Raw genomic sequence first — 6,571 nt, forward strand, 5'->3', positions numbered from 1 at the left:
GACCGGGGCGCCGCGGGGCGGGTGGGGTCGCCATCGACACGCGCTCCTTCGTTTTTTCGCATCGTGCGACAGGTCCGCGCAGCGGGCAACACCTCGCGGCCCTTTCCAATAACCCTTGAGTCCGTCGGTGCCGGTAGGCGTCGGCTATCGTTCGCGCCATGAACGCTTCCCTTCGCCTTGGCTGGCGCACGCTCTGGCGCGACCTGCGCGCCGGCGAGCTGCGCCTCTTGATCGTGGCCGTGGTGCTGGCCGTGGCCGCGCTCACGGCGGTCGGCTTCTTCGCCGACCGATTGCAGGGCGGGCTGCAGCGCGACGCGCGCCAGCTGCTGGGCGGCGACGCGGTGATCGTGAGCGACAACCCGACGCCCGAGACCTTCATCGCACAGGCGAAGTCGCTCGGCCTCGCGGGCACCGGCACCTTCGGCTTTCCCACCATGGCGCGAGCGGAAGACGCCCAGGGCGGCGCCAGCAAGCTCGTGGCCCTGAAGGCCGTGACGCCGGGCTACCCGCTGCGCGGCAACCTGCAGACGGCCACCACGGCCGAGGGCGCAGGCACGGTGACGCGCGACGTGCCGGCGTCGGGCGAGGTCTGGGTCGATGCCTCGCTGCTCGACTCGCTGGGCCTGAAGGTCGGCGACACGCTGCTGCTGGGCGACACCGGCCTGCGCGTGGGCCGCGTGATCACGCTGGAGCCCGACCGGGGCGCGGGCTTCATGAGCTTTTCGCCGCGCGTGATGCTCAACCAGGCCGACGTGGCGCGCACCGGCCTCGTGCAGCCGGCCAGCCGCGTGGGCTACCGCTACGCCGTGGCCGGCGACGACGCCGCCGTGAAGCGTTTCACCGAATGGGCCGACGCCACCATCAAGAAGGGCGAGCTGCGCGGCGTGCGGCTCGACTCCTTCGAAGGCGGTCGGCCCGAGATGCGCCAGACGCTGGACCGCGCCGAGAAATTCCTGAGCCTGGTCGCGCTGCTCGCGGCGCTGCTGTCGGCCGTGGCCGTGGCGCTGGCCGCGCGCGGCTTCGCGGCCAGCCACCTCGATGACTGCGCCATGCTGCGTGTGCTGGGCCAGAGCCAGCGCACCATCGCCGCGGCCTACGCCTTCGAGTTCGCCGTGATCGGCATCGTGGCCAGCGCGATCGGCGTGGCCATCGGCTTCGCCGTGCACTACGTGTTCGTGCTGCTGCTGGCCGGGCTGGTCGAGACCGCCTTGCCCGCCGCCACACTGTGGCCCGTGGCCTTCGGCCTGGGCATGGGGCTCACGCTGCTGTTCGCCTTCGGCCTGCCGCCGGTGCTGCAGCTGGCGCGCGTGCCGCCGCTGCGCGTGATCCGCCGCGACGTGGGCGGGCTCAAGCCCGCATCGCTCGCCGTGCTCGGCATCGGCGTGGCGGGCTTCGCGGCCTTGCTGATGGCGGCCAGCAGCGACCTCAAGCTGGGCCTCATTGCGGTCGGCGGCTTTGCCGGTGCCGTGGCCGTGTTCGCGCTGCTGAGCTGGCTCGCCGTGAAGGTGCTGCGCCGCAGCGTCAGCGAGACCACCGCGCCGCGCTGGCTGGTGCTGGCCACGCGGCAGATCTCGGCGCGCCCGGCCTACGCCGTGGTGCAGGTCAGCGCGCTGGCCGTGGGCCTGCTGGCGCTGGTGCTGCTCGTGCTGCTGCGCACCGACCTCGTGGCGAGCTGGCGCAAGGCCACGCCGCCCGACGCGCCCAACCGCTTCGTCATCAACGTGATGCCCGAGCAGAGCGAGGCGTTCCAGAAGACGCTGCGCGACGCGGGCGTCGCCAAGTTCGACTGGTACCCGATGATCCGCGGCCGGCTGGTGGCGATCAACGACAAGCCCGTGACACCCGATGACTACACCGAGGACCGCGCCAAGCGCCTGGTGGACCGCGAGTTCAACCTGAGCAACAGCACCGAGGCGCCTGCGCACAACAGCGTCACCACCGGCGCCTGGACGCCCGAGGCGAAGAACGAGGTGAGCGTGGAAGAAGGCCTGGCCGAGACGCTGGGCCTGAAGCTGGGCGACACCCTGCGCTTCGACATCGGCGGCATGCAGAACGACGCGCGCATCACCTCGCTGCGCAAGGTCGACTGGGGCTCGCTGCACGCCAACTTCTTCGTGATGTACACCGTGGCCTCGCTGGCCGACGTGCCCGTGACCTACATGGGCGCCTTCCGCGCGCCCGAGACGCGCGGCTTCGACAACGCGCTGGTGCGCAGCTTTCCCAACGTGACCAACGTCGACATGAGCGCCACCATCAACCAGGTGCAGCGCGTGCTCGACCAGGTGGTGCGCGCGGTCGAATTTTTGTTCGGCTTCACGCTGGCGGCCGGGCTCGTGGTGCTGTTCGCCGCCGTCACCGCCACCCGCGAGGAGCGTGCGCGCGAGTTCGCCGTGATGCGCGCCGTGGGCGCCCGCGCCAGCCTGCTGCGTCAGGTGCAGCGCGCCGAGCTGATCGGCGTCGGCCTGCTCGCGGGCTTCCTCGCGAGCATCGTGGCCTCGGTGATCGGTTGGGGGCTGGCGCGCTACGTGTTCGAGTTCACCTGGACCGCGTCGCCGCTCGTGCCGGTGGCCGGCGCGCTGGCCGGTGCGGTGCTCGCGCTGGCGGCGGGGTGGTGGGGCCTGCGCGATGTGCTGCGCCGGCCGGTGGTCGACACGCTGCGCCGCGCGGCCGAGTAGGGCAGCGCAGGCCCGTACAGTTTTTTTCTTTCGCGATCGGCAGGACGGGGCCGGGGATGCAATACATTCCCCGGCCCCGTATTCAATTCAGAAGAGAAATTCCTGCATGCGCTTGGCGTCATTCCAGATCACCAACTATCGCTCGATCCACGACAGCGGCTCCATCGATTCCTCCCAGATCACAGCGATCCTCGGCCGAAATGACAGCGGCAAGTCGAACCTGCTGCGCGCGTTGCACAGCCTGAACCCGACCGACGGGCTCACGGCACTCAGCCCCATCAAGGACTTTCCGCGGCACCGCCGCCTGGACGAATGCACCGACGACACCCCGGTGGTGCACACGCGCTGGGACCTCGATGCCTCCGAACAGCTGGCGCTCGCCGCCATCCTGCCGCGCGCGGCCGGCGTGCGTCAGGTCACGGCCGGGCGCGGCTACGGCGCCACGCGCACGACCGGCTTCGAGGGCCTGGGCCCGCTGTCGATCGACGTGAGCGACATCAAGGCCAAGGTGCGCAAGATCGTGCCCGCCGTGAAGGCCGCGGCCGAAAAGGTCGCCGACGAGTTGAAGGCGCCGCTCGAACAGGAAGCCGACGCCTTCGACGCCGCCATGATCCCGAGCCCCGACTTCGTCAAGTGGTCGGCCGGCGCACTGCTGGCGCTGCAGGCGCTGCGCCAGGCATTGGCCACGGCCGGCGCCGAGATCGCCGACAAGCAGGCGCAGATGCTGACCGAGCTCGAGGAGCTGGCGCGCACGATCGACAACGACCAGCCCGCGCTGGCCCGCGCCCGCGCCTGGGTGCTGGAGAAACTGCCGCGCTTCATCTACGTCGAAGACTACGCCTCGCTGCCCGGCCGCCAGAACATCGCCGAGTACCTCACGCGTAAGGGCTGGGGCGAGCGCACGGCGGGCGAGCGCAATTTCGAGAAGCTGTGCCAGGTGGCGGGGCTCGACCCGCAGCAGCTGCAGGACCTGCTGGCGAAGAACGACCTGGCGACGCGCAATCAGTTGGTGAACCGGGCCGGTGCCGTCGTGACCGCCGAGATCCGCCGGCTGTGGAAGGACCGCCCGCTCAAGATCCGCTTCAACCTCGACGGGCAGCACCTGGAGACGCTGGTGTCGGACCCGAACGGGGCCTACGAAGTCGAGGTGAATCTGGACGAGCGCAGCCGTGGCTTCCAGTGGTTCTTCTCGTTCTACATCGCGTTCTTCGCCGGCACCCGGGGCGTGGCCGCCGGTGAGGTCGTGCTGCTGCTCGACGAGCCCGGGCTGCACCTGCACGCGCGCTCGCAGGCCGACCTGCTCGCGCACCTGGAGAACGACTTCGGCCACCAGATCCTCTACACCACGCACTCGCCGTTCATGGTGCCGGCGCACCGGCCCGATGCCGTGCGCGCGGCCCACATCGACGACGTGACGGGCACCACGGTGCGAGCGGCGACGCCGGAGGATGCGCGCACGCTGTTCCCGCTGGACGCGCTGGCGGCACTGTGGGGCCGCACGGCTGCGCCGGTGCAACCGCAGCCGGCCCCCGTGGCGGCTGCGCCAGCCCCGCAACCGGTCGAAGCGCCCGCCCTCGCGGTCGCGGCCTGACGCACCCGCCCCGCCCGCCGTTCAGCGGCGCGGCGGGCGGTTGTCTTTCTCTTCCTCGTCGGCAGTCGCAGTGAACATGTGTTCGCTCGCAAAGTCGACAAACGCCCGCACCTTCGGCGACAGCTGCCGGCTCGACGGCCACAGCGCCGAGAACTGTCCCTGCCGCACGAGGTGCGCGGCCAGCACGCGCTGCAGCTCGCCACGGCGCAGTGCATCACGCGCCAGGAAGTCGGGCATGTACGCAATGCCCAGGCCCGCGACGGCGGCGCCCAGCATGGCTTCCATGTTGTTGCAGACCAGGCCCGGCGGCAGCTGTGGCGGCAGGCTGGGCAGGTCCCAGTCCTCGATCTTTCCGCCGGTCACGAACTTGTAGCGCAGGCAGCTGTGGCGGGCGAGGTCGGCCGGCACCTGCGGCACGCCGTGTTGTGCCAGGTACGCCGGCGAGGCCGCGAGCACGAAGCTGAACGGGCCGAGCCGGCGCGCCACGAGCTGCGAATCGACCAGCTCGCCGCTGCGGATCGCCACGTCGACACCCTCGGCCACCACGTCGACCAGCCGGTCGTTGAAGTCGAGGTCGAGTTCGATCTCGGGAAAGCGCGCCTTGAACGCCGGCAGGATCGGCAGCAGAAAGCGGTAGCCGATGGTCGGCAGGCTCACGCGCAGGCGGCCGCGCGGGGTGGCGACGGCGTCCTGCAGCATGGCGCGCGCATCGCCGAGTTCGTCGAGGATGCGGCGGCAGCGCTCGTGGAACATCGCGCCCTCGGCCGTGAGCCGCACCTGCCGCGTGGTGCGGTGGAACAGGCGCACGCCCATCTGCGCCTCGAGCCGCGCGACGTTCTTGCCCACGGCCGAGGCCGAGATGCCCAGGTCGCGGCCCGCCCGCGCAAAGCTCTGCAGGTCGGCCGCCCGCACGAAGGATTCGAGTCCGCTGAAGCTGTCCATGGGCTTGATTGGCAACCTTTGGTTGGCAATGTGAGGAGCTGAGGGCCCATTTTCGTTTCATTGAATCCTTTTTATCTTCGCTTCACGCATTTCCCTTTTCCTTCTCCCGCGTGAAAGCCCTCCCGATGTCTTCCCCCGATTCCAACAAGGCTTGGCTGCTCGCCGCCGTCTGCCTGGCCGCGCTCGGCATGCCGCTGAGCTTCACCGGCCCGGCCGTGGTGCTGCCCGCGATCCGCGACACGCTGGGCGGCACGCCGGTGCAACTCAACTGGGTCACCAACGCCTTCATGCTGAGCTTCGGCGCCACGCTGATGGCGGCCGGCGCGCTGGCCGATGCCTACGGGCGCAAGCGCGTCTTTTTGCTGGGCCTGGCGGTGGTGGCGTTGAGCAGCGCGCTGCTGACGCTGGCGCCGGGCATCGTCGCCTTCGACCTCGCACGCGCCGTGCAAGGGCTGGGCTCGGCGGCGGCCTTCGCGGCGGGCACGGCGGCGCTGGCGCAGGTGTTCGACGGGCCCGCGCGGCTGCGGGCGTTCAGCCTCATCGGTACCTCGTTCGGCGTGGGGCTGTCGTGCGGATCGATCCTCTCGGGCTGGCTGGCCGACACTGTCGGCTGGCACGCCGTGATGCTGAGCCCCGGTGCCGTGAGCCTCGTCGCGCTGGGCCTGGCCGCGCCGCGCATGCGCGAGTCGCGCAACCCGCAGGCGATGGGGCTGGACGTGCCGGGCACGCTGAGCTTCACGGCCGCGCTGAGCCTGCTCACGCTGGGCGTGCTGCAGGCGCCCGACAGCGGCTGGGGCAGCCCGTGGGTGCTCGCGGCGCTGGCCGGTGCGCTGGCCATGGGCGCGGCCTTCATCGCCATTGAACAGCGCGTGGCGCATCCGATGCTCGACCTGTCGCTGTTCCGCTTTCCGCGCTTCGTCGGCGTGCAACTGCTGGCCGCGGCGCCGGCCTACGGCTTTGTCGTGCTGCTGGTGCTGCTGCCGATCCGCTTCATCGGGCTCGAGGGGCGCAGCGCGCTGGAGGCGGGCGGCTTCATGTTCGCGCTGTCGGGGCCGATCCTCGTGGTGCCGACGCTGGCGGCGTGGCTCGCGCACCGGTTCTCTGCGGGCGTGATCTCGGCGGTGGGGCTGCTGGTGTGCGCGGCGGGGCTCGTGTGGCTCGCCCGCTGCGCGCCGGGCACGCCCTTGCACGGCCTCGTGGGCCCGCTGCTGCTGATCGGTGCGGGCATCGGCTTGCCGTGGGGGCTGATGGACGGCCTGGCCGTGAGCGTGGTGCCGCGCGAGCGGGCGGGCATGGCGTCGGGCATCTTCAACACCGTGCGCGTCGCGGGGGAGGGCATTGCGCTGGCGCTGGTGGGGGCGGG

Annotated in this window: 4 protein-coding genes; 3 read left to right on the forward strand and 1 reads right to left on the reverse strand. The window is 71.1% G+C overall.

What is annotated here, in order from left to right; translation table 11 throughout:
- Positions 1-158: 158 nt before the first annotated feature.
- Complete coding sequence (locus AC07Y4_RS32390) at positions 159-2,675, forward strand: ABC transporter permease (RefSeq protein ID WP_492694132.1); 2,517 nt, start codon at positions 159-161, stop codon at positions 2,673-2,675.
- Positions 2,676-2,781: 106 nt separating this feature from the next.
- Positions 2,782-4,266, forward strand: coding sequence for an AAA family ATPase (locus tag AC07Y4_RS32395; RefSeq protein WP_492694134.1), 1,485 nt, complete (start codon positions 2,782-2,784; stop codon positions 4,264-4,266).
- 21 nt (positions 4,267-4,287) lie between these two features.
- Here the strand turns inward: AC07Y4_RS32395 and AC07Y4_RS32400 are convergent, their stop codons facing one another.
- Positions 4,288-5,208 (reverse strand): LysR family transcriptional regulator, encoded by a 921-nt coding sequence (locus tag AC07Y4_RS32400; RefSeq protein WP_495275664.1) that lies wholly within the window; start codon positions 5,206-5,208, stop codon positions 4,288-4,290.
- A gap of 125 nt (positions 5,209-5,333) precedes the next feature.
- On the opposite strand from AC07Y4_RS32400, the gene AC07Y4_RS32405 reads away from it, so the two are divergent.
- Positions 5,334-6,571: MFS transporter (locus tag AC07Y4_RS32405; protein WP_495275663.1), on the forward strand; the 1,238-nt coding region annotated here is incomplete at its 3' end.

The organism is Variovorax sp. GW460-12-1-14-LB1 (assembly GCF_059423605.1).